Raw genomic sequence first — 2,245 nt, 5'->3', positions numbered from 1 at the left:
AAGGGCTAACCGGTCCTCTTAACCTTCCAGCACCGGGCAGGAGTCAGTCCGTATACATCGTCTTGCGACTTCGCACGGACCTGTGTTTTTAGTAAACAGTCGCTTCCCCCTGGTCTCTGCGGCCCCGATCCCCTCCGGACAGCAAGTGTCCATCAAGGTTGGGGCCCCCCTTCTCCCGAAGTTACGGGGGCATTTTGCCGAGTTCCTTAACCATAATTCTCTCGATCGCCTTAGTATTCTCTACCTGATCACCTGTGTCGGTTTGGGGTACGGGCGGCTAAAACCTCGCGCCGATGCTTTTCTAGGCAGCATAGGATCACCGGATCCCCCCATACGGGGGTCCCGTCGGATCTCAGGATCGTCATCAAAGACACCGTGACGGATTTACCTATCACGGACCCTACATCCTTAGACCAGGTCAACCATCGCCTGGCCCGGCTACCTTCCTGCGTCACACCTGTTAATACGCTTACCTCCCAGGATCAGGTCCCGTGCTCGGCCAAAACCCTCACACCACAAGGATGCTCGGGCAGGCTCCGGACGGTTAGTGTCCCCTGCTTGGTATGGGCGGTTTTTCGCCGGTACGGGAATATCAACCCGTTGTCCATCGACTACGCCTGTCGGCCTCGCCTTAGGTCCCGACTTACCCAGGGCAGATTAGCTTGACCCTGGAACCCTTGATCATTCGGCGGACGGGTTTCTCACCCGTCTTTCGCTACTCATGCCTGCATTCTCACTCGTGTAGGCTCCACAACTGGTTTACACCGCTGCTTCACTGCCCACACGACGCTCCCCTACCCATCCAGACGACTGAACCACGAAGGCTTATCTAATATCTGAATGCCACAACTTCGGCGGTGTACTTGAGCCCCGCTACATTGTCGGCGCGGAATCACTTGACCAGTGAGCTATTACGCACTCTTTCAAGGGTGGCTGCTTCTAAGCCAACCTCCTGGTTGTCTGGGCAACTCCACATCCTTTCCCACTTAGCACACGCTTAGGGGCCTTAGTTGGTGGTCTGGGCTGTTTCCCTCTCGACTATGAAGCTTATCCCCCACAGTCTCACTGCTGCGCTCTGACTTACCGGCATTCGGAGTTTGGCTGACGTCAGTAACCTTGTAGGGCCCATTAGCCATCCAGTAGCTCTACCTCCGGTAAGAAACACGCAACGCTGCACCTAAATGCATTTCGGGGAGAACCAGCTATCACGGAGTTTGATTGGCCTTTCACCCCTACCCACAGCTCATCCCCTCCATTTTCAACTGAAGTGGGTTCGGTCCTCCACGACGTCTTACCGTCGCTTCAACCTGGCCATGGGTAGATCACTCCGCTTCGGGTCTAGATCACGCCACTGCAACGCCCTGTTCAGACTCGCTTTCGCTACGGCTTCCCCACACGGGTTAACCTCGCGACGTAACACTAACTCGCAGGCTCATTCTTCAAAAGGCACGCTGTCACAGCAATCAGAGCTGCTCCAACGGTTTGTAGGCACACGGTTTCAGGTACTATTTCACTCCCCTCCCGGGGTACTTTTCACCTTTCCCTCACGGTACTTGTCCGCTATCGGTCATCAGGGAGTATTTAGGCTTACCAGGTGGTCCTGGCAGATTCGCACGGGATTTCTCGGGCCCCGTGCTACTTGGGATCCTCTCCAAGCGGCAGCATACATTCCGGTTACGGGGCTAACACCCTCTACGGCCTGGCTTTCAAACCAGTTCACCTATGCACCTGCACTCACTTCACCGATCCGGCAGAATCGGTACGGAAAGTCCCGCAACCCCAGTGATGCAACGCCCGCCGGCTATCACACACCACTGGTTTAGCCTCTTCCGCGTTCGCTCGCCACTACTAACGGAATCACTGTTGTTTTCTCTTCCTGTGGGTACTGAGATGTTTCACTTCCCCACGTTCCCTCCACGCACCCTATGTGTTCAGATGCGGGTCACCCGGTCACTCGCGCGCCGGGCGGGGTTTCCCCATTCGGACATCCTGGGATCAAAGTTCGGTTATCAACTCCCCCAGGCTTATCGCAGATTCCTACGTCCTTCTTCGGCTCCTGATGCCAAGGCATCCACCGTGTGCCCTTAAAAACTTGACCACAAAGATCAATAATTAATTATCGCTATCGAGAAAACCATGGAGGCCGGTAAAAACCGGTCACCAGGTTTATCTGAAATTGCACTTAATAATTTTTAAGATGCTCGCGTCCACTATGTAGTTCTCAAACAACAACCCCGTCACACCC

At 54.8% G+C, this 2,245-nt stretch carries 1 rRNA gene; it reads right to left on the bottom strand.

Features of this window, described 5'->3' with window-relative positions:
• Nucleotides 1-2,098 (bottom strand): 23S ribosomal RNA (locus AC5RUF_RS16280); the annotation flags it as partial.
• Nucleotides 2,099-2,245: the final 147 nt, after the last annotated feature.

The sequence above is a fragment of the Arthrobacter sp. Y3224198 genome, assembly GCF_059090025.1.
Note: the sequence above shows the minus strand (reverse complement) of the source record. Positions and strands in the feature narration are given on the sequence as shown.